The 22284-nt window shown below is 48.2% G+C and carries 17 protein-coding genes, 3 pseudogenes, 3 riboswitches and 1 other annotated feature; of the genes and pseudogenes, 15 read left to right on the top strand and 5 right to left on the bottom strand.

Annotated features, from left to right (window positions below; all coding sequences use genetic code 11):
* Positions 1-57 precede the first annotated feature (57 nt).
* From FRY98_RS16420 to FRY98_RS28980, 4 genes and pseudogenes are all read left to right on the top strand, one after another.
* Positions 58-510, top strand: a complete 453-nt coding sequence (locus FRY98_RS16420; RefSeq protein WP_148454560.1) for a MarR family winged helix-turn-helix transcriptional regulator — start codon at positions 58-60, stop codon at positions 508-510.
* 20 nt (positions 511-530) lie between these two features.
* Positions 531-1055, top strand: a complete 525-nt coding sequence (paiA, locus tag FRY98_RS16415; protein ID WP_148454558.1) for a spermidine/spermine N(1)-acetyltransferase — start codon at positions 531-533, stop codon at positions 1053-1055.
* A gap of 47 nt (positions 1056-1102) precedes the next feature.
* Positions 1103-1900: an SDR family oxidoreductase gene (locus FRY98_RS16410; RefSeq protein ID WP_148453866.1), complete on the top strand. Its 798-nt coding sequence runs from the start codon at positions 1103-1105 to the stop codon at positions 1898-1900.
* 74 nt (positions 1901-1974) lie between these two features.
* Positions 1975-2186 (top strand): annotated as a pseudogene (locus FRY98_RS28980) (hypothetical protein); the annotation flags it as partial.
* Positions 2187-2202: 16 nt separating this feature from the next.
* On the opposite strand, the gene FRY98_RS16400 reads toward FRY98_RS28980, so the two are convergent.
* The 3 genes and pseudogenes from FRY98_RS16400 to FRY98_RS29305 form a co-directional block, all read right to left on the bottom strand.
* Complete coding sequence (locus FRY98_RS16400) at positions 2203-2943, bottom strand: ABC transporter permease (protein WP_148453864.1); 741 nt, start codon at positions 2941-2943, stop codon at positions 2203-2205.
* 1 nt (position 2944) lies between these two features.
* The gene (locus tag FRY98_RS16395; RefSeq protein WP_148453862.1) at positions 2945-3895 is read right to left on the bottom strand and encodes an ABC transporter ATP-binding protein; all 951 of its coding nucleotides are present in this window, start codon (positions 3893-3895) and stop codon (positions 2945-2947) included.
* 99 nt (positions 3896-3994) lie between these two features.
* A pseudogene (locus tag FRY98_RS29305) lies at positions 3995-4162 on the bottom strand (LysR family transcriptional regulator); the annotation flags it as partial.
* Positions 4163-4175: 13 nt separating this feature from the next.
* Between FRY98_RS29305 and FRY98_RS16390 the strand changes: the two are divergent.
* From FRY98_RS16390 to FRY98_RS16355, 9 genes and pseudogenes are all read left to right on the top strand, one after another.
* A pseudogene (locus FRY98_RS16390) lies at positions 4176-4397 on the top strand (helix-turn-helix domain-containing protein); the annotation flags it as partial.
* Positions 4398-4560: 163 nt separating this feature from the next.
* On the top strand, positions 4561-4731 hold the full coding sequence (locus FRY98_RS28460) for a hypothetical protein (protein WP_170287108.1): 171 nt from the start codon (positions 4561-4563) through the stop codon (positions 4729-4731).
* A gap of 89 nt (positions 4732-4820) precedes the next feature.
* Positions 4821-5456, top strand: coding sequence for a type 1 glutamine amidotransferase family protein (locus FRY98_RS16385; protein ID WP_148453860.1), 636 nt, complete (start codon positions 4821-4823; stop codon positions 5454-5456).
* A 50-nt stretch (positions 5457-5506) separates the two neighbouring features.
* Positions 5507-6478, top strand: a complete 972-nt coding sequence (locus FRY98_RS16380; RefSeq protein ID WP_148453858.1) for a helix-turn-helix transcriptional regulator — start codon at positions 5507-5509, stop codon at positions 6476-6478.
* Between the two features lie 142 nt (positions 6479-6620).
* Positions 6621-6886, top strand: a binding site (T-box leader).
* 79 nt (positions 6887-6965) lie between these two features.
* Positions 6966-8636, top strand: a complete 1671-nt coding sequence (leuA, locus tag FRY98_RS16375) for a 2-isopropylmalate synthase (RefSeq protein ID WP_148453856.1) — start codon at positions 6966-6968, stop codon at positions 8634-8636.
* An 80-nt stretch (positions 8637-8716) separates the two neighbouring features.
* Entirely contained in the window at positions 8717-9220 is a 504-nt protein-coding gene (locus FRY98_RS28975; protein ID WP_249043437.1) for a Crp/Fnr family transcriptional regulator, read from the top strand.
* The gene (locus FRY98_RS16365) at positions 9102-9428 is read left to right on the top strand and encodes a darcynin family protein (RefSeq protein ID WP_225039048.1); all 327 of its coding nucleotides are present in this window, start codon (positions 9102-9104) and stop codon (positions 9426-9428) included. The genes FRY98_RS28975 and FRY98_RS16365 overlap by 119 nt, the downstream gene beginning before the upstream one ends.
* 151 nt (positions 9429-9579) lie before the next feature.
* Complete coding sequence (locus tag FRY98_RS16360) at positions 9580-11184, top strand: malate:quinone oxidoreductase (RefSeq protein WP_148453852.1); 1605 nt, start codon at positions 9580-9582, stop codon at positions 11182-11184.
* A 188-nt stretch (positions 11185-11372) separates the two neighbouring features.
* Positions 11373-11452, top strand: a riboswitch (glycine riboswitch).
* A gap of 149 nt (positions 11453-11601) precedes the next feature.
* The gene (locus FRY98_RS16355; RefSeq protein ID WP_148453849.1) at positions 11602-12981 is read left to right on the top strand and encodes an amino acid permease; all 1380 of its coding nucleotides are present in this window, start codon (positions 11602-11604) and stop codon (positions 12979-12981) included.
* A gap of 66 nt (positions 12982-13047) precedes the next feature.
* Here the strand turns inward: FRY98_RS16355 and FRY98_RS16350 are convergent, their stop codons facing one another.
* Positions 13048-15093, bottom strand: a complete 2046-nt coding sequence (locus tag FRY98_RS16350) for a serine hydrolase domain-containing protein (protein WP_148453847.1) — start codon at positions 15091-15093, stop codon at positions 13048-13050.
* Between the two features lie 902 nt (positions 15094-15995).
* On the bottom strand, positions 15996-17303 hold the full coding sequence (locus FRY98_RS16345) for an ATP-binding protein (protein ID WP_148453845.1): 1308 nt from the start codon (positions 17301-17303) through the stop codon (positions 15996-15998).
* Between the two features lie 187 nt (positions 17304-17490).
* Positions 17491-17576, top strand: a riboswitch (cyclic di-GMP riboswitch).
* 58 nt (positions 17577-17634) lie between these two features.
* Positions 17635-17722: riboswitch (cyclic di-GMP riboswitch) on the top strand.
* A gap of 13 nt (positions 17723-17735) precedes the next feature.
* Here FRY98_RS16345 and FRY98_RS16340 point away from each other — a divergent pair.
* Both FRY98_RS16340 and FRY98_RS16335 read left to right on the top strand, forming a co-directional pair.
* The gene (locus FRY98_RS16340) at positions 17736-18536 is read left to right on the top strand and encodes a transglutaminase-like domain-containing protein (protein WP_148453842.1); all 801 of its coding nucleotides are present in this window, start codon (positions 17736-17738) and stop codon (positions 18534-18536) included.
* 280 nt (positions 18537-18816) lie between these two features.
* A complete protein-coding gene (locus FRY98_RS16335) occupies positions 18817-22272 on the top strand; it encodes a collagen binding domain-containing protein (RefSeq protein ID WP_148453840.1) in 3456 nt (1151 codons plus the stop codon).
* The last annotated feature ends 12 nt before the right edge of the window (positions 22273-22284 follow it).

The following is a 22284-nucleotide window of genomic DNA, read 5'->3' as shown; positions in this document are numbered from 1 at the left end:
GAATTTTTACATCCTATTTTGTTGTAAATGCAACAAAAACTAGCCAAGGAGATAATGATGAAGGACATTCTTCGTGAAATTGGTATGATCGCAAGGGCATTGGATTCAATAAGCAATATAGAGTTCAAGGAATTCGACCTCACCAAAGGGCAGTATCTGTACCTTGTGCGAATCTGCGAAAACCCGGGAATCATTCAGGAAAAGCTGGCCGAGATGATCAAAGTGGATCGAACCACGGCGGCTCGTGCTATAAAGAAACTTGAAATGAGTGGATTCATCGAAAAAAAAGACGATCAACAAAACAAGAAAATAAACAGGCTCTTTCCAACAGAGAGAGGGGCAAATGTTTATCCAAATATAAAAAGAGAGAACGAGTATTCCAATAGTGTCGCCTTGGAGGGTTTTTCCGAGGGAGAAATAGAGACCCTGGTCCATCTTCTCCAGAGAGTAAGGAGAAATGTCGAGAAGGACTGGGAATACGTAAAAAAGGGAAATAAGAGAGCATATTGATGAAGGAGCGACATAATCAAATGGCTATAACTATAAAAAAGTGCACCCTTGACGATGTAAATAAACTTCAAGAAATTAGTTACGTCACATTTAATGAGACGTTTAAGGAACAGAATTCGCCCGAAAACATGCATGCCTATCTGGAGAAAGCTTTTAACTTGAGGAAACTGGAAAGTGAGTTAGCCCATCCTTTTTCGCAATTCCTTTTTGCTTATGTTGGTGAGGAAGTGGCTGGATATTTAAAGGTCAACACGCATGAGGCTCAAACGGAAGATATGGGGGAAGAGTCACTCGAAATCGAGAGAATTTATATAAAAAGCGAGTTTCAAAAACATGGGCTCGGCAAAAATCTGCTGAACAAGGCCATACAAATTGCGGCGGAACAGGAAAAGAAGAAGATATGGCTAGGCGTATGGGAAAAAAACGAAAATGCGATCGCTTTTTATAAGAAAATGGGATTTGTTCAAACAGGATCGCACTCCTTCTATATGGGAGATGAGGAGCAAACCGATTTTATAATGGTCAAAACCTTGACCGGACGTTAAAACTTCCCAATAATGCAGGTATAGAGACAACGGGAGGTATCGTCAAATTGACCAGATTGCAAGGTAAAATCGCCATAGTCACGGGGGCGAGCCGGCCGGGCGGAATCGGGGCCGCGATTTGTCGGGCCTTGGCTAACGAAGGCGCCAGCCTGTTCTTTACGCATCTGTACGACTACGATAAAGAAATCAATCCGAACGATGCGGATGAGAATTGGCCCGATTTATTTGCGGGAGAGCTGCGGCAGTTGGGCGTTCAAGCGGCACACATGAAATGGGACCTTTCCGTACCGGGCTCCGCGTCCGACTTGTTAAGTGAAGTCCGAAAAGCGATGGGGCTTCCCACGATCCTCGTCAATAATGCCGCGTATAGTGTCGATGCGGATTTTCGTCAATTAAACGAGTCTCTCATCGACGCTCATTGCGCCGTAAACATTAGGGGCACCTTCATGCTGTCCGCTGAATTCGCGCGTATGCTCGAGGCCGAGAAAAAAGCGCAAGCTTCCCCTAGTGTACTCGGCGGCCGAATCATCAACCTCACTTCGGGTCAAGGCAAGGGCCCTATGCCCGGCAATCTTGCCTATGCCGCGACCAAAGGGGCCATCTCCGTTTTTACCGAATCTCTGGCCGCAGAGCTGGCACCGCTGCACATTACCGTCAACGCCGTCGATCCCGGTCCTACCGACTCCGGTTGGATGTCCGAAGAGGTGAAGAGCGCGCTACTGCCGAGTTTTCCGATGGGTCGAATCGGTCTTCCGGAGGATGCGGCCCGTCTGATCGCTTTTTTGGCAAGCGACGAGGCCCAATGGATTACCGGCCAAATCATCCATTCTAGAGGCGGTTTCTAACGGGACGGACCATATGAGGGTTTACAGTTTATTTCATTACACCATGCTTATAAGGGGTCATCCGCAAGGATGACCCCACGTATACGTTAGCTGCTGCGGATGAAGCCAAACAACAAGTGTTTACAGAAGAGACGTTTCCCGCTTTGAAAAAAGATTAATGAACGAAGACATTGCCCATTTGCTCTTCGAAGATGAGTCCATGATCCGGGATTACCAGGCGCTTCGGCATACCTGGTTTCTTAAAGGGAAGCAACGCATTACCCAGACTACAGGCAAACACCGCGGGTAGCTCCGTGTCATGTTTAGCCTGCTCCTCTCTCTTTGACGAACAACCATAATCCAATTGCAAAGAAAAACAAAATATAGGAGATATCTATCGCTAACGACATAGGTAAACCAACTAATTCCGATTTATATTGTGATGTGCTCCAATAGACACTTAAATCATCATGATGAATGAATAAAATGTGCGTCCATGATGTAGATAAGAGACTACTTCCAAATATTATCTGAAGAAAGTATAGCACTAAACTACCGCCTACTGCGATAGCAGCTGATCTCGTCCACACACCAATCAAGGATGCTAGACTTGCATAAAGGCAACATTGCAATACGAGTGCTCCGATAGAGTATATAACATGCGTCATGTCGCCCCATTGCATGTTTTGTGGAGCCATCAGAAGATTCAATAACAAAGAAACAATGAATATACTAGCAACACTCGTAACGATGAGCAAGATCATCGCAGCAATTTTGGCAACATACAACCGTGAGCGCGAGGACGTATGCAGGAATAGTTGTTTCAGAGTACCATAATGATACTCATCCGTCCAAATAAGAGGTGATAAAACAATCGCCCAAGGTAGAATTACAAGCATTCCCGATAGGCCAAGCAAAGCAGCTACCATTTGGGCCACCGTAACATCAGCCTTGAGATTACTGATGTACGACCAAGACAACAGTACCGTCATCACAATAAAACCAATGTGTGAAAGAATAAAGATTCTTTTATTCACTACCTTCAAACATTCGTTCCATAACAACTTAACTCACCTCACTGCGCGCAGTTGTCCATTCTAAAAACTTATCCTCTAAACTCGTATGTGCCGGCAACACCCGATGAACTTCCACCCCGGCATCACACAATGCTCGAATCAGCTTTGGAACTTGACCTTCATCAATAGCTACTGTCATAGTATGCAAACCGTTAGATAATTTCTCTGTCTGCATATAATCCAATACATGATGATCATCCCCAAACAAGTTAACCACAACTTCGCTTGTAAGCTCAATATTATCAATGTGAAGAGTAATACAGAAGTTTCCATCATTTAACCCATCATCAATCCGCTGCTCTATCACTAAGCGGCCATTCTGTATAATAACCACTCGGCGTGCCATCTGCTCAATCTCAGACAGTTGATGACTGGAGATCACAATTGCTACGCCCAAATCTGCCGCAATTCTATTTAAATAGTTCCGGGTTTCACGGACACCAGCAGGATCAAGTGCATTCATCGGCTCATCTAACACAAGCAACTTTGGTTTTCGCAGTAGTGCTTGTGCAATTCCCAAGCGTTGTTTCATTCCCATGGAGTACGTGCCTACTCGCTGCTTAAGCGCATGTTCTATCCCAGTCAGACTGGCTACCTCCAGCAACCAATCCTTATTCGCATTTTTGTGCAAACGCTGATATTGACGTAAATTTTCGTACCCACTCAAATAAGGATAGAATGCAGGTGCTTCAATCACTGCCCCTACATTGATGAGTGCTTTAGAAAACTGACTCTTAATACTGTAGCCTGCAATCCGCACGTCCCCGTCACTTATTGTGCTTAGACCAACTATCATCTTCATCGTGGTTGTCTTGCCCGCTCCGTTCGCACCAAGTAGTCCAATAATCTCTCCCTCTGCCACATCGAACGATATGTCCCGCACAATCAACTTGCCCTTGATTTCTTTCGTTAGGTTTTGCACCGATAGTACCGTTTTCAATTGTCCCACTCCTTACATTCTTCATTTTCAATATAATAAAAAAAAAAGTAGGAAACCATCGAACTTTCTTACAAACATTCGTTCAAACTAACAGTTTTGTCACTTTGTAAATGTGTTCATCGCCTTGCCTTTCGCTATTTTCAAAAACTCTTGTAATTCTGGGTTTATATTCGTCTTTCGGGATGCAACGGCTAGTTCCGCAACAATTTTAGAATCACATATGGCTTCGTAGACAACTTCTGATTGATATAATTTATTTGCAGACACCTATCCGCTGTTAATCATTAAACTAGAAAGAGATATTATTAGTGAACGAACAAAGTCGGGTCTTCAAGCAGCAAGATCAAGAGGAAAGAAAAGTGGGAGACCTACTAAGAAAGAAGATAAAGTGGAAATGGCTGTTAAGATGTATAAAAGTAAAGACTATACAATTAAGCAAATTACAGTGGCGACTGGTATCAGTAATACCACGCAGTATAGGTATTTAGAGAAGGCGCACTAGGGTTGCCTCAGTAAATTGGTTGCATAAATTACATTTCATGTAAAATATCTGACGGACTAGAGCAGCAACCCTGTGACTATGCCAGCTAGCCATCTCTCCGGAGCGTGCCGGTGCTGCCGGCCGCGACAATTTCTCCGGATCTCATCGATCGGTTGTCAGAGCTATGGCCATCAACCTGGAGGCATCAAGGGCAGCACGGACCACCACAGTCGATTATGAACCCGGTGCTGTTTTGAGAGGTTTTCGGCTGTTGTGCGAATGGGATAGTGAAATCAAGGAGGTCGCTTTTGTGATTCGAACCGACGCTATTCCTGAAGAGGAACCAAAAAAATGAAAGCCCAAAATTTTCGAAACTTTACTGACGGAAGTTGTCAGTAAAGTTTTTTTACAATAGGGGTAATTCAAATTAAAGGAGTGTATATTTTGCATACAAAAAAGGTGTATATTTATGTATTTGATACGATGGCGGACTGGGAGGTAGGTTATTTAACGGCCGAACTGAACTCAGGGAGATATTTTAAAAAAGATACAGCGCCCTTAGAGTTGATTACCGTAGGCATGGACCATCACCCGGTCACGACCATGGGAGGTATGAAAATACAGCCTAGTATATCTGTTGCTGAATGCAATTTGAAAAATACGGATGTTTTGGTTCTCCCGGGCGGAGATACTTGGCTGGAGGCTGTCCATGAGCCTATATTGAGAATAGCCGCCGAAGCTGTGAAAGAAGGGGCGGTTGTCGCGGCGATTTGTGGTGCAACCACGGGACTTGCTAAGATAGGAGTGCTGGACTCAAGAAGGCATACAAGCAATGATCTGGAATATATGAAAATGCTATGTCCTGAGTACCGTGGAGAGCGGTATTATGAAATGGAACCGGCCGTAACCGATGGGAACTTAGTAACCGCGTCAGGAGTCGCGCCATTGGAGTTTACGATGCATGTGTTGAAGCTGCTGGATGTATTTGCACCCGAGACCTTGCATGCATGGTTCCATCTATATCGGACGCATGAGCCAAAATACTTTTTCGAGTTGATGGAATCTATCCATAGCGAATAAAAAGGGCTCGAATTAGTTTGGATGTCGTGAGAAAAAGAGGGGGCCTCCCGATGGCGAAATGGGATAATATGCTGTCCATGCTTTGGATGCTGCGATCCGGAAGGAAGTTTACGGCCGCGCAGATTGCGGACAGTCTGGAGATTAGCGTGCGAACCGTATACCGGTATATCGACGCACTGTGCGCAAGCGGAGTGCCGGTCGTCGCGGAATCGGGCCATGACGGCGGCATCCGCATTCTGGAGAGCTTCAGGGAAACGCCGCTGTTCTTCAACTCCGTAGAGCTTAAGGCGCTGGTGGACGCGTTTAAATTTGCCCAAGGCGCCGGATACCCATATGCCGAGGAGTTGGAGAGCGCGCTGAAAAAGGTGGAGAACGGGCTGCACGAAGAGCAGCGCCACGACCTATCCCGCCAGACGAGCGGCATGGATGTGATTTCTCCGGTGCGTCCGCCTTCCGTCGTTCCGTTACTCAGAGATCTGGAGGAGGCGGCCAAGGAAGGGCGAACCGTCCGCATCGTCTATCGCAAGGCGAATGCGGAACAGGCCAGCGAGCGTGCAGTCGATCCGTACGGGCTGGCTTACGACCGGAACGAATGGTACGCGGTCGCGTTTTGCCATCGGTCGCAGGCCGTACGGACGTTCCGCGTGGACCGGATCGCGCGGCTGGAGCCGACCGAAACGCGGTTTGAGACGCCGGAGCGTTTCTCCGCGTCGGCTTATTTCCGCGACCAGTCCAATCGGGGACGGGAGGCGGACGGACCGCTGGCGGTCATCCGGATCGAGGGAGAGCAGGACGTGCTGAACGAAGTATGCGGTCACTGGCATATGCGCCACTATTTGACGGAACGAACCGATCGGGAGGCGAGGTTTCTGCTCGACGTTCCGACGATGAACAAGTATCTGCCGACTTACCTGATGTCGTTCGGTACGGCCATACGCATTCGGGAGCCGCTGGAGTTGCAGCGCCGGATTCGCGAAATGGCCCGCGAAATCGCCCAACATTACGAAGACGATGCCGATTGAACTAGGCTGACAGCTAGTTGTCAGCGAAGAGGCTATATGATACAGATACGGCTGAGGCAGTTGGGGTATCCGGGGTGGAGCGGTGGAACATCAGATTCCACTTGACACCATCGGATAGGTGTTATAGCATGATCCTAATAATTAAAATACGTTGAAAAGGAATAGTACGATTATCCAAGCGAACAGAGAGCTGTTGGTTGGTGTGAAACAGCCGTGGAGGAAATCGGAACTCACCTTGGAGTTGCTCGCTGAACCCAGAGAAGTAGGCGGAGCCGGAGCCTGACCGTTATCATCAGGAGGATGCCAGGTTTGTCCTTTCGGCAAACCCGTATCCGTGGAGTGCATGCCGGGCGACGGCGTGAATTCGGAGTGGTACCGCGTAAGATGTCAAAGTCTTTCGTCTCTGTTGTAGTGGAGACGAAAGGCTTTTTTTGTGCATCCGGTCTTTGGCAGATAAGCCAAAAAATCGACGAAAGGAAAGATACCCATGAGGAATGTTGAAAAGTACGTCAGAGGATATTTTATGCCGCCGGAGACGAGCTTGAATTGGACCCGGAAAGAGTATATTACGGAGGCTCCGATCTGGTGCAGTGTCGACCTTCGCGACGGAAACCAGGCGCTGATCGTTCCGATGAATTTGGAGGAGAAGCTGGAATACTTCAAAATGCTCGTAGAGATCGGATTTAAGGAGATCGAAGTCGGATTTCCCGCAGCCTCGGAGACGGAGTTCACTTTCCTGCGCACCCTGATCGAGCAGGAATTGATCCCGGACGATGTCACGATCCAGGTGCTCACTCAATCGAGAGAGCATATTATCCGCAAAACGTTCGAATCGCTGAAGGGCGCGAAAAAGGCCGTGGTTCATTTGTACAACTCGACCTCCGTGGCGCAGCGGGAGCAGGTATTCCGCAAATCCAAACAGGAAATTATCGACATCGCCGTTAACGGCGCCAAATTGCTCAAGCAGTGCGCGGAGGAAACGGAAGGGAACTTCCAGTTCCAGTATTCCCCCGAGAGCTTTACGGGGACGGAGATCGAGTTTGCGCTGGACATCTGCAACAGCGTGCTTGACGTATGGCAGCCGACGGCGGAGAATCCGGTCATCATCAATCTGCCGGCAACGGTATCCATGTCGATGCCACACGTCTACGCCAGCCAAATCGAGTATATGAGCGAGCACCTGAATTTCCGGGAGCATGTGATTTTGTCGCTTCATCCGCATAACGACAGGGGAACGGGCGTAGCCGACGCGGAGCTGGGGATGCTGGCGGGAGCTCAGCGCGTCGAAGGCACCTTGTTCGGAAACGGGGAGAGAACGGGGAATGTGGACATTGTGACGCTGGCTCTCAACATGTATTCCCACGGGGTGGACCCGAAACTGAATTTTGAGAACCTCCCGGCGATCGCTTCCGTCTATGAACGGCTGACCAAAATGAGAGTCAGCGAAAGACATCCGTACGGAGGCGAGCTGGTATTCACGGCTTTCTCCGGTTCGCACCAGGATGCCATCGCCAAAGGCATGAAATGGCGTGAGGAGAAGGAGCCCCGGCATTGGTCGGTTCCTTATCTGCTCATTGATCCCAAGGATATCGGCAGAGAGTATGAAGGCGATATTATCCGCATCAACAGCCAGTCCGGTAAAGGCGGAATCGGATACGTGCTGCAGTTGAAGTACGGACTCGATCTCCCGGCGAAAATGCGCGAAAACTTCGGGTATTTCGTTAAAAACGTGTCGGACCAGCAGCAAAAGGAACTGATGCCGGAGGAAATCTACGATATTTTCATGAAGGAATACGTGAACATCAGCACTCCTGTGGAATTTATCAAATACCGCTCCGCAGACGATGAAGGCTTTCAAACGGTGGTCACGATCCGGACCGGTCATGAAGTCAAGGAAATGGAAGGTACCGGGAACGGAAGACTGGATGCGATCAGCAACGCGCTGCAATCGGGTCTCGGCATGAACTATACCGATTTGATCTACAGTGAGCACGCTCTGGAAACGGGATCCAAATCCCAAGCGGTTTCTTATATCGGGATCACGGCTTCCGACGGCAGAATCTACTGGGGCTGCGGCATTGATGTGGACATCATGACCTCGTCCGTAAAAGCCCTGTTTAGTGCCGTGAATCAATTCAACCGGAGTGCCCGGAGATAAGTCCGGTCAGCATAGATTTTCAAATAACGGGCCCTTTTGCAGCAGGCAAAGGGGCCCTTGCTAATAAGGTGATGATACGAATGCATCCGGAATCCGAAAAACCAAATCATCATTATCTCCCGCTATTAAACAAGGTCTCCGTCTTTTCGTTCGCCGAAGCCGATTGGAATACGTTTGTAGAACGGACTGTCGTGAAAAAAGTGGGGCAAGGAACGCGAATCGTTGAAGCGGGTCAACGGGTGCACCATGCTTATTTTTGCTCGGAGGGATTATTTCGTCTGTTTTATCTTTTGCCCGATGGAAGAGAATATAATGTGGCGTTCTCCCTGGAACAAGATTTTGTGACCTCTTACGGCAGTATGGTAAAGGGGGAAGCAATGCATCCTGGACGACGAACGAGTACACTGACCTTCAGATCAGATTGTCAAAGCGGAGGTAGATCGAATGCGTTATATGATGATTGTTTTGGTAGAGTTTTATCCATCCTGGCTGGCGTTACCGCGGGAAGAACGTCGAAAGCACGCGGCTTCTTTGGAGGACATTATTCAAAAATACAGGGGACAGGTGAGCGTGCGCTTTTTTGACGCGGAGGCGCTTCCGGGAAAGGAATATACGGATTTCATCGTATGCGAAACGGAGGATATGAAGCCTTATCACTATATGTGGGAAGAAATTCGGGATTCCGCCCCGTATACCAAGGGGTACATGAAGATTAAGGATGTCATTATGGGTTTGGAAAACGCGTTTCAGTCCTACGAATCGGACATGCTTAACTTGGACGAGCGACACTAAGCTGCAAGCAACGTCTTTGACGCGGTCAAAGGCGTTGCTTTTTCTATTTTGGTAAAATTCGGCCGATCTTTTGCATTAATTATAAATATCTTAGAAATAAATATTTAAATCTAGCGGCACTATTGATACACTAGGACCATATGATATTTCAATGAGAAAAGATGTGGGTCGGCTTGAGACGGGCTTATGGCGATGCCGAAGCGAGAGCGCTTACATCGTTTCGGCAAATTCTAGGGTGAGGAAGGTTAGTATGAGTTACGGACAAACTAGTACAGATGTTGTGTTGATTGGTGCCGGAATTATGAGCGCAACGTTGGGAACCCTTTTGAAAGAATTAGCGCCGGACTGGAAGATCACGGTTTTTGAGAAGCTCGCCCGTGCGGGGGAGGAAAGTTCGAACGAATGGAACAACGCGGGAACCGGGCATGCCGCCTTGTGCGAACTTAACTACACCGTTGAACGACCTGACGGATCCATAGATATCAGCAAAGCCATCAAGGTCAATGAGCAATTTCAGATCTCCAAGCAATTTTGGGCTTACTTGGTGAATAGCCATCTGATCCGGAATCCCCGGGACTTTATCATGCCGCTGCCTCATTTGAGCTATGTTCGCGGGGAGCAGAACGTCCAATTTTTAAAGAGACGGTTTGAAGCCCTGTCCAGCCATCCCTTGTTTCACGGCATGGAATTTTCCGACGATCCGGGCAAACTCAAGGAATGGCTTCCGCTGATGATGAAGAACCGCAGCTTTACCGAACCGGTCGCGGCCACCAAAATCAATTCCGGTACGGATGTGAACTTTGGCGCGCTGACGCGGATGCTGTTCGACCATTTGAAGGCTCAACAAGTCGATGTCCACTACAAACACAGTGTTACCCATATGAAGCGGACCCGGGACGGATTGTGGGAATTAAAGGTGAAAAATCTGGATACCGGAGCCGTCGAACACCATACAGCAAAATTCGTCTTTATCGGGGCCGGCGGAGGAAGTCTGCACCTGCTGCAAAAGTCCGGCATTCCCGAAGGAAAACGCATCGGGGGATTTCCGGTCAGCGGAATATTCCTAGTGTGCAATAACCCGGAGGTCGTCCAACAGCATCATGCAAAAGTGTACGGCAAAGCTTCGGTGGGCGCTCCGCCCATGTCGGTTCCGCATCTGGACACAAGATTTATCGATAACCGGAAATCGCTGCTGTTTGGGCCGTTTGCCGGCTTCTCTCCCAAGTTTTTAAAAACGGGCTCCGTGTTCGATCTCATCACTTCCGTAAAGCCGCATAACCTCTTGACGATGTTGGCGGCTGGCGTGAAGGAAATGGCACTGACGAAATACCTCATCCAGCAGCTGATGCTGTCCAAAGAGCAGCGTATGAATGAATTGCGCGAGTTTATCCCGGGCGCCAAGAGCGAAGATTGGGAGCTGGTCGTCGCCGGCCAGCGCGTCCAGGTGATTAAAGATACCGTGGAAGGCGGTAAAGGAACGCTTCAATTCGGCACGGAGGTGGTGAGCGCCGCCGATGGCTCGGTTGCCGCGTTGCTGGGCGCTTCTCCGGGGGCTTCGACGGCCGTTCACGTCATGCTGGAGGTCATCAAGAAATGCTTCCCGCAGCATTTGAAAGCATGGGAGCCAAAGATTAAGGAAATGATTCCTTCCTATGGCTTATCGCTGTCGGAAAACCCCCATCTTTTCCGCCAAATCGATCCCGAAACCGCGAAGGCGCTCGGCTTGACGGAAGAGAAACGAGCCATAGTGATTTAATAAAAGAGCTAGGCCGGCATCCCGCCGCGCTTAGCTTTTTGCTTTACCGGACAGGCCCAACCATGAAATTTATGTTATTGACAAAGTCCGGGGGCTGGGAGTAGTATTGAAAAATATTTAAAGTAACTGTCATTACTTAAAAATTGAATAGTAAGCAAGCTATGATTGCTATGGATCGTACTATAGCAGGAGCGGCTTCTGGAGAGACCGCGGGATTCCGCGGCGCCGAAGGGTTCACCATCTCAGGCAAAAGGACAGAAGAGTACTAGATATTTATTTGCTATTCCCCGTTGAATAACAAATCTTATTTATTATTCTTTTAGACCTGGAGATTGGAGCGATCCAATCTCTTTTTTTTGTATCTATGCGGTTCATTGTTTCACATGAAACAATTTAAACATCGAGGGGGAGTTTGTTTTGGCACAACAAGAATTAAAAAGAGATTTAGCAAATCGGCATGTCCAACTCATCGCCATAGGCGGCACCATCGGTACCGGATTGTTTCTCGGATCGGGCAAAGCGATTCAACTGGCGGGACCGTCCATTGTCTTCGCGTACTTGATCGTGGGAATCGCCGTTTTTTTCGTGATGAGGGCGTTGGGGGAACTTCTGCTGTCCAAAGCCGGGTATCAATCGTTTACGGACATCGCCGAAGATTATCTGGGCCCGCGGATTGCGTTCGTAACGGGGTGGACCTATTGGTTTTGCTGGATCATGACCGCTATGGCCGATGTGATCGCCGTCGGGGTATACGTCCAGTACTGGTTCCATATTCCCCAGTGGATTCCCGCCGTCATCTGTCTGATCATTTTGTTGGCACTGAACTTGCTGACCGTGAAAAACTTCGGAGAATTGGAGTTTTGGTTCGCCTTAATCAAGGTGGTGACGATCCTCGCTCTAATCGCCATCGGGATTGTTCTGCTGGTTATCGGATTTAAAACCGAGTCGGGCATGGTCACGGTAAAAAACATGTGGGAGCATGGCGGGATTTTTCCGCACGGAATCACGGGGTTCTTACTTTCGTTCCAAATGGTCGTGTTTGCCTTTGTCGGCGTGGAGTTGGTGGGGGTATCGGCCGCGGAAACCGCGAATCCGGAAAAAAATATCCCCTCGGCGATCAATAAAATCCCGTTACGCATTCTATTTTTCTACGTTGGCGCGTTGATCGCCCTATTGTGCATTAATCCATGGACAGGACTGAGTCCCTCGGAAAGTCCATTCGTTAAAACGTTTAGTTTAGTCGGGATCCCGGTGGCCGCCGGAATCATTAACTTCGTCGTATTAACTTCGGCCGCTTCCGCTTGCAACAGCGGAATGTTCTCAACAAGCCGGATTCTGTACAATTTGGGCAAGAAGGACCAGGCGTCCTCCCAATATGCCAAGCTGAACAAGAATCATGTGCCGAGAAACGCGTTATTTGTATCCACGCTTGTCATTTCGGCCGGCGCCCTCTTGAGCAAGCTTGTGCCGGAGCAAGCTTTCGGCATCGTGACAACGATTAGCGCCATTTGTTTTATATGGGTCTGGGGGGTCATCCTGGTTTGCCATTTACGGTATAAAAGAAACCATCCGCAACTGCACGCGAGTTCCAAATTCAAAGCACCGCTTACGCCATTTGTGAATTATGCCGTCCTGACGTTGTTCGCGGTCATTCTCCTGATCATGCTGGTCGCCAAGGAAACGCGCATGGCCTTATTGTTGACACCTGTATGGTTTGTTCTCTTGTTCGCTTTGTATGCGGGCAGAGGAAAAAGGGAGAGAAGCCATGGTGCAGCGGTTAAGAACCAACAGTCCTAGATGCGTGACCGCTGTTAAAATGAGGAAGGCCGGGAAACCGGCCTTTTAAAACTAGGGAGGGGCGACTCATGATCCCGACGGAACGGCAAGCGGGGCTAGCAACGCGGCGGCTTCTTGGCGAAGCATGGGGCGCGTTGGCTTATAGTCGACCGTCCCGTCGGCGCCCATGCTTACCTCGGGGCCAAACAGCTTTGCGGCGGCGACAAATTGAACGGCCTCCCTGGCCCAAGGCGAGGGTTGTTCGCCGCTTAGTTTTGCTTCTTGGGGTAGGTCCGGCCTAAACGCCTGTGCAAACTTCCATGCTAGCGAAGCGGCTTCCTGCCTCGTGATCGCTCGATCCGGCTCAAAACGTCCGTCCTGTACGCCTTCGACACCTATATGTTCTACAGCCGTCTGGATTTCCGGTGCGAGCGGATGACCGGCCGTATCGGCAAATCGGACAGGCTCCTTGCTCAATGGAAACCCGCCGATCTGCACCAGCATTTGCACGAATTCGGCACGGGTTAAAGTTTCCTCGGGTCCGAATTTGCTCGGATTGTCATCGCTGATCTTCCCAAGCTGCTTTAACAGATAAATCGAAGAGGCGTACGGGTGATGCTCAGGTACGTCACTGTAGGGCGCAGGGGTTGGCAATTTCTCGAAAAAGCTGTCCGGGGCATTATAGTAGAAGTAGCTGATTTCTCCTCGGCTATCTTCTTTAAATCCCGCCTTCATGCCTTCTTCGTCTTGAAACAACAACGCCTCCAGTTTCTGCAGCTGATGCGTGCCCATCTGATCTTTTACCGTAAGTGTACCGTCCTGATTTGCCGTAATACGCGAGATGGCCTGCGGATTCCGCAGGTTGCGGTAAGTGCCTTCAAACCGGGTCAAAGGTGTTTGTTGTTCTTGTGCCCGTTGAAGTTGGGGCGGAGCGGCAGCGCGCTGATCGGGATAAAACTGCTGCATGAAAGCGGCGAATAGTTCGATTCTCGGGTCTATGGCCTCGCCGTTTACGATAACCAGCGCGCCTACTTTATGCTCGGGCAGCATCCACATCCAGGAATGAGCTCCGGCAAGGTCCCCGCCTTTCCCGATGACGGCCTCTCCATTATGGAGGTGGTTGAAGAAGGATTCAAATCCATACGCCATCACGGGCAGATCATTATGAACGCCGAATTGGAAGGATTTCATGGTCCGGGCGGTTTGTTCCTTCAATATCCGAGTCTCCCCGAGCTTGCCGTCATTCAGCATCGCTATCATAAATTTGGCCATATCGCCGCCGGTTGAGAATAATCCTCCGGTGGGATCGATATAGGGGGTATTCTCGTACAAAGGAATCGCTTTGCCCTCAGGATCATAACCCTTGGCCAAATTGGCCTGGATCTCGTCACTCATGACAAAATCGGATCTGTTCATGCCGAGCGGTTTTAAAATATGCTCTTTCGTATAGGTTTCAAACGGGAGCTTCGCCACATTTTGTACGATATATCCCTGCTGTACGTAAGCGATATTGTCATAACGGTAGGCCTCTCCGGGCTTACGAATGACGGTCGGTATATTTTCTTTGACGTAACTCTCCAGAGACGTGCGGTTCGCGGCTGCGGAACCTTCCGTATAGTCGTACCCGGTTGTATGGGTTAACAGATGTTTCATCGTCAGCGGGGAGCCTGTACGATTGGGGATAGTGATGCCCGTCATATATTCGGATATGTCGCGTTCGAGATCGAGCTTGCCTTGCTCGGCAAGCTGCATAACGGCCGTTGCCGTAAAGACTTTGGAGATGGACGCCATGCGGAAAACTGTGGTATCGGGGTCAACCGGCTTTTTTGCGTCGGTGTCGGCATAGCCGTATCCTTTATTGAGCAGGACTTTATCGTCTTTAACGACAAGAAAGAGTGCGCCTTTGAGCCGTTCTTTCACATCGGGACGCGAAAAATAAGCATCGGCAAACTGTTCTACCGACTCGGCGGTGACGGGAACGGCCTTCTTCGAAGCGGTTGACGCGTTCTGCGCCGACGCGATAGGGTCTTGTGCGGCTGCAACGGGTAGACTTGGCGCGGCCGCAGTCCATCCAATCAGGATGGCCGTTGTCAGGATAGCCGGGGTGATTCCTTTGGGAATGATGATTTTCATCGATTTTTTTCTCCTCAAAATGTATTAGGTGCGGGATAGGCAATATCAATATATCAAATAGCAAGCCGGCGGAAATCCGTGTACACCGCATGATATTTTGCGTTGTCGCGCAAATATACTGAAGGAGCACTGCAAGCGTACGAAGGCTCATCGGCATGATAAATAATTTGAAAAGCAAAAATTTGTGAAATAGAGTGGGTCAGTGGAAATTAACTATGTGTGTTTAAAAACTATGAGCTAGTACCTCGTCAGACAACCCTGATAACATAAAATTCCTGCATATCTGCATGTTTTTTTCTTGTTCGGAACAAAAATTTGAAAATGCCTGCGATTCTGCAGGAATTTTTGACAAAACCGGCTCGTTTCTCTAAAATCACTAGAAATACCTGCAGATTTGCATCTTTTTTTCGCATCCGCTCAGGAATCGGCCTAAATACCTGTAGATTTGCATCTTTTTGGAGTTGGCTGGGTTGGAAGGTAGGGGTTAGGCACCTTGATCTTAGTGCGCTAAATACGATTTAGCGACTCCTCATTTTCTCCTACTACGATGTCTGATGAGGCACTAGAAGCAACGAAAAAAACCCACCAACCTTTTTCAGGATGATGGGTGGCTTATCAGTAGGCCTATTTTCTTAGGGAACTGTCTTTACTTTAGTCAAACTTGATGCAGGTTACTTGATAGAAGCAGATTAAATGGTCGCTTTGAAACATATCGGGAGTCTGAAGCATATCAAATTGTTTATTAATGTAGGTTCTAATTCAGGCAAAACAAGTGGTGGTGGATTAATTTAAGTCTGAGGAGAAAAGTAAGAAAATCTTGTATACTTAGGTTCAATCTTACCCAATAACCATTAAGCTGAGTCGTATCAACAATATATCCCCTAAAAGACGAAATAGACTCATTAGAACAAACTTAGTTGTCCTTCCTCCTCGATATCTGTTAATTGAATTACATATTCATGGGGTGGTAATATTTCATCTATTTTTTCACGAGGTAAGTGTCTTGTCATAAAATAAAAGTCTGAATCGACAATCGAAAGTCTTTTATCAAAATATGTGAATACTTTAGGGAAAATCTCTTTATCATACTGCAAGTCATCAATATGATTTAGTACAGACGTTAAAGCCCCTTGGTTTAGGCTATCTTTCAGAGGGTGAGTTGTTTTTAACTGATCAAATATATATTGGAATGGAAATCCAGCACGTATGAGCGTCTGTTCAGAATTTAAAATTATTTTGATTATGTAATAATATAATTGTAGCTTACGTCTTCGTCCACCACTTGCAATATCTTTAACTTTTTTAAAATATATCTCACTAATCTCATCCCAATATGTCTTCGTGCATTTAGAAGCTAGATCTATATTCTCCAAATGAATTAATTGAGCACTCTTTTCCCTTACGTTATTTACTCGGCAAAAATTAAATAATAAGCCTTGGTACACAGAGACAATTCCACTTGAAGAGTCGATGAAATAATCAATAACACTTTGTGAGATATTTATGTTCAATTCTCTGGATCCTTTTTCAGCTATTTGGCGTAATTCTGAATGCTTCCAAATAGTTGCGTCGATGTAATCGATACGGTGTGAAAGTTCTCCATTAAATTTTTCAAAATAACCAGAGGTTATTTTAGTTCCGATAATAACGAATCGGATTCCATTTTGATAAAACATTTTTAAATCAAACGCTAGTTGATATTGTTCAAATAGCTCAAGGTAATGAAAATCATCCAAGACAATAATTTTTTTACCGGCTCTTTCCAATTCATTGGAAACTTTTACACTAACAGTATTTGGAATATAGGGCCTGCTGTTTTCGGTTTGAATTTCTTTATCATTTATTTCTCCAGTGATTTTACTTTTCAGGAAATCTAGGAAACCGCCGCTGATTTCTCCTTTAAGTTTGTTGGTTTCTTCAAAGGACTTTGTTAAACTATCTGTCACTTCAATTCCTGACTTGTATAATATTTGCATGTAAACATCATTTAAGTTTATACCTTTTGTACAATCGATAATAACTACTTCATCACTTTTTGGAATGTACTTTTTTCTTAAAAAGCTTTTTCCGACCTTAGTCTCCCCAAAGATAACTATATGATGATCCGTAAGTTCAAGTTTATCTTTAAACTCATTATCTATCTCTCTAGACACATAACTCTTAAGGATATCCCTAGAAATTCCGAAAACTTCTTTTAAAGAAACTGTCATCAGATTCACGCCCTTCGTAACAAATATACTCAGAATATACTATAAAAGGAATACAAGTTCTATTAAAACTTGTGTCTACAGGCATATGGAAAGACAGTTTTATCTAAAAAATAACTATTTCGACAAAATTCCATTTTTTCTCTTGATGATAGCTCATATATTTGGTACGATGGACTCACAAAGCTACTCACGATAACGGCAAACTTGTCGAAAGGCAAGGACGCAAAGCTACAGGGCCTTCTTGACGTAAGTCAATGGCAGCCAGCTACCGAACGAAGACGCTTTTTTTGTTTTTTCTGGACAAACTTGATTCAAAATCTGTGGAACTCTATTACGATAACGGCAAACTTGTTGAAAGACAAGGACGCAAAGCCATAGGGCCTTCTTGACGATCCGTCAATGGCAGCCTGGCCACCGAAGGGAGTTTACAGTATGCGCAGCGTAGTGTTCGCTATTGTAGGACTTTTTGCGTTATTGATGTGGGCTCCGGCTGTACAAGCCGCCTCCTCTGAGGATTGGTTGGACTTGGAGCAGATGGACCGCGGCGTGATCGTCATTAAATATGACGTGAAGGCCGACGTCAAGACAAAGCTCATGATCGCTAAAGGTCAGGACAAATATACATACGGACTTTCGCCGGATAAACGGCAGGAGGCTTTTCCGCTGCAGATGGGCAACGGGAACTATAAGATTACCGTTCTGGAACAAGTCGGGGGCACCAAATATAAGCCGGTCAAGGAAGCGGACGTAACGCTTCGGCTGGCGAACGGCGGCCAGGTATTCTTGAACTCCATCCAAAATATCCATTGGAACGAAGGCGACAAGGCGGCTCAGCTTGCGAAGAAGTTAACCCAATCGGCCTCATCCGATGAGAAGAAAGTACAAGCTATCTACGACTATATCGTCGGCACGATTCGGTATGACGAGGCTCTTGCGGCCCGCGAATTAACGGATTACCTCCCGGACATTAATCGAACATTGTCGGGGCAAAAGGGAATGTGTTACGACTACGCCTCTTTGTTCGCTTCCATGCTGCGGAGCATCGATATTCCGGCTAAGCTGGTTATGGGGACTTCGGATTACGTTGACGTCTACCATGCCTGGAACGAAGTGTTTTTGAACGGGCAATGGGTGACGATCGACACTACGGTGGATGCGAGCTGGAAGAGCAGTGGGACGGCATTCCAAATGGTCAAAGACGCCTCCCATTATACCGCAGCTAAATATTATTAATACGAGAATTAACCTAAGCTTTGGACGGAAGGTCCAAGGCTTATTTGTGTTTGTCTAGAAATTGTATAGTTTTGGAATATATAATGCAGGAAGCCCATTTGGTTCCTGAGGGAAATGACAGGCACAGGAAGTCGTGCGTCAATAAACAAGCAGTGGAGGTGATGGACTGGAAAGTCCCTTATCGCCATGCAATCGGTTGGTTGTATGGCCCGAATTGCGCACGAAAAAGCGGATCGGAACCGAATAGTATGAGGGTGATGAAGAGACTGAGGGAGAGATTATGAGGAGAAAGAAAAAAGTTTTTGGACTCGTTGTAGCTTTACTGTTACTGATTCAAACGCTGTATGGCGCTTCCGTATGGACGGCGAATGCGGCGGCCGATTTGCAGGAAGCGGCGATTGGCGTGCAGGAATCCGTGACGGATAACGTATATAACCCGTCGGCGCCGATCGCCAATACGGAGAGTATTTTAACCAAAGTCGTCTTAACCGATAAGAACGGCACCGTCATTGACGCGGTGTATAATCCCGGCAGTAGTCTGGATATTGGGGCGGCCGTGAATCTCAGCTATGAGTGGGAACTTCCGAACGGACACGGCTACAAGAACGGAGATACATTTACTTTTGATCTGCCGGGGCAATTTGAAATTTTTACGGATATCGATGCTCCGCTTGTTTCCGGTCAAGGGGAGGTTGGCCGATTTACGGTCGATCTGAACGGGAAAGTGGTCATGACCTTCAACGATTACGTCGAGAGTCATTCCAACATCACAGGCAAGCTGGAAATCCGCACGGAATTTAAGAAGGAAGTGCTGAAAGGAAGCACTGAAATCATCATTGCCATTCCGGTAAAAAGCGGAGTGCAGACGATCATCGTGAACCTGAAACCGGAGGGCGGCAAGCTGACCGAGAAACAAGGAAAAGCGATCGGCAAAGACCGGATCGATTGGACGGTTCAGGTGAACAAGTCGCTGAAGAACATCAAGCACGCGGTCATCACGGACGCGCTGCCTGAAGGTCTGGAACTGATCGCCGACTCTGTAGAGGTTTACCAGTTGCAGGTTAACGGCGATGGATCGGTTACCCTTGGCGGCAAGGTGGAATCCGGCAAGTATGCGGTCGAAACGAACGGCGGGGCCAAACTGGAGCTTGCGTTCCAGGATGAGACGATCAGCAAAGCTTACGAAATTCGCTTTTCGACGAAGCTTACCGGCGAGCAGTCGCGCTTCGAGAACACGGCTGTCCTGACCGGCGAGGGGATGAAAGAGGCCAAGTCGACCGCTACGGTCACCGTAAATCGCGGCTCATTCTTGGATAAGTCGTATCGTGTTGATCAAGACACCGGAATCATCACCTGGACGGTAAAGTACAACTTTAACGAAAAGAATATCCCGCAAGAAAAGGCGATCGTCACGGATGAATTCAGTACGAATCATACATGGATTGCCGATTCGTTGAAGGTGTATAGGGGCAATTCGACGAATGCCCAGGATCTGCTTTCCGGGGAGGAGTACAAGGCTGATCCGCAAGGGACAAACGGATTTAAGCTGCAGTTTAAGAAGGATATCGATTCACCATATACGATCGTTTACCAAACCAAGCCGGTCGATCGAACGGCGGCCGACGGGCAGCCGGTGAAGAACAAAGTGGCATCGGGCGATTCTTCCAAAGAAGTCACCGTCCCGGCCCAAAAGAGCCGCGCTCTGGTCAAGGGAACAGGGGAGGTGGACTTTGCGGGCAAAACGGCAAAGTGGTTGATCACGGTCAACGGCGACAAAATGCCGGGTGGCGGTAAGTACAGCATGAGCAGCGTCGTGATCACGGATACGTTCCCGTACCAGGGGCTTGAATTCGTACCGGGCTCCGTCGTCGTTAAAGCGGACGGAAAAGTCGTTCCCGAGAGCCATTATAAGGTGGAGTACAAAGATGTACGCCAAGGCTTTGTTATCGAGTTCGCCAAAACCCTGGACACCACCTATACGATCGAGTACGAGACGAAGTTTAACATCGGTTGGCTGAAGGACCGTAAGCTTGATTTTCTGAACCGGGCTTCCATGACGTGGGTCGAGAACGGGGAGAAGAAGGGGCCGATTGAGCGGGATGCCAGCTTCTCCGCCGACGATTACACGAAGAACAATGGCGGTAAAGACGGCGGTTATGATCCCGTCGGCAAAGAGATTACATGGAACATCAAGATGAACTACAACCTCGAACCCCTTAAAGACGCGGTTGTAACGGATGTGTTAAAGCAGGATCAAAAGCTGGTGCCGAATTCGGTCAAGGTATACGAGATGAAATTGATGGGGGGACGAAATGACGTCAAGAAAGGCGACGAAGTTCCCGCATCCAAATATAAGGTGACGGAGCCTTCCGAGGCTAACGGAAACCAACTTTCGATTCATTTTCCCGGGTCGACTTCATCCGCCTACTGGATTGAGTTCAAAACATCGCTGCAGGGCGCTTTGATTGCCAAAGAGATAGACAATACCGCTGAACTTTGGAAAGGAAGCGATAAAGCGGCGACCTGGAACGGTAAAGTAACGGTCCCTCATGGCGGTGAGTATGTCGCGAAGCAAGGGAGTCAGAAAGGAAATAAAATCGACTGGTCGATTCGAATCAATGAAGGGCAGTCGCATATTTCCAACGCTAAAATTATCGACCATCCGAGTGCGAACCAGATCCTGATCGAGGACTCGTTCCATCTGTACGCCACCAAGATCGAGGCCAGCGGGGAAGCGGCGAAAGCGGAAGAACTAACAAAGGGGAAAGACTACACGCTAACCATCGCAAGGCTTGATGGAGATCAAGAGACGTTTGAATTGAAGTTCACCAACCCGATCTCCACGGCGTATATTTTGGAATATCAATCGTTCATTGTCGCGGAAGACAAAGAAGCCGTACAAAATAAAGTAGCGCTCGAGGGCGACCAACTGAAGACCGAGCTTAGGGAGACCACGGAAGAGATTATTGTCCGTACTTCCTCCGGTTCAGGATCCGGAGGCGGCGTAACGGGCAGCCTGGAAGTGGTCAAGGTCGACCGGGACGATAAGACGAAGCCGCTGGCCGGCGCAAAGTTCGCGCTATACGATGAAGCCGGCAAACGGGCGCCGATCGTGAAAACAACGGATGCGGACGGCAAAATCCTGTTCACGAAACTGCTGTACGACAATTATATTTTGGAGGAGCTGGCAGCTCCGGAGGGATATAAAATCGATCAAGCGAAGTGGACCGTCACGATTGACTCCAGTATTACGAGCCAAGGCAACGTGAAGAACTTGACCGTGACGAACAGCAAGGAAGAACCTGTCAAACCGGGCGAGCCTTCGAATCCAACGAATCCGTCAAACCCGACCGATCCGGGAACTCCAGGGAATCCAACGAGCCCCGGGAATTCATCGGTTCCGGTAACGCCGAGCCATCCATCGAATCCGGCCAATCCGGGAACACCGCCGTCCGGCGAAGTGGACGTACCGGATGAGGATATCCCGAGAGGCGAACCGACGACGCCTCAGCCGCCTGCGCCGGAAGATCCGGAGACGCCTCCGGTCGATATCGAAGAAGGGGATATCCCGCGCGGCAAGCCGGAACCGGAACCGCAGCAGCCGGAAACGCGCAAGCCATCGCCGGGAACCCTGCTTCCCAAGACCGGTGAAGGAAGCCGTTATCCGTACATCTTAGCGGGTCTGGGACTGATCGGTCTCGGTTTATGGTTAAGCCGTAAACGGGTAAGCAAATAACCATCATGTATT

This window comes from Paenibacillus faecis (assembly GCF_008084145.1).
Taxonomy (GTDB): domain Bacteria; phylum Bacillota; class Bacilli; order Paenibacillales; family Paenibacillaceae; genus Fontibacillus; species Fontibacillus faecis.
This window is presented reverse-complemented; position numbering and strand designations above follow the sequence as displayed.